At 42.9% G+C, this 240-nt stretch carries 1 protein-coding gene; it reads right to left on the bottom strand.

Annotated features, from left to right (window positions below; genetic code table 11):
* The coding region (locus QZL69_RS13025; RefSeq protein WP_291519729.1) for a class I tRNA ligase family protein at positions 1-240 on the bottom strand (240 nt) is incomplete at both ends.

Below are 240 nucleotides of genomic sequence, written 5' to 3' on the forward strand. Positions count from 1 at the left end.
AAGGGCATCAAGCCATACATATACTACGTGTTTCGGATCAAAGTCTACCGGGATTCCCCATTTGAAGGAAGTTCTGGATACACAGAGATCCTGAAGTCCCGGGAGAAGGAAGTTGTTCATCATCTCGTTTTTACGGGATTCCGGCTGGATGAAATCCGGATGTGTATTGATGTAGTCGATAAGTTTGTCAGCATATTTGCTCATTTTGAAGAAGTATGCTTCTTCTTTTGCAGGTACACA

This window comes from Blautia sp. CAG:237, assembly GCF_000436615.1.
Classification (GTDB): domain Bacteria; phylum Bacillota; class Clostridia; order Lachnospirales; family Lachnospiraceae; genus Blautia_A; species Blautia_A intestinihominis.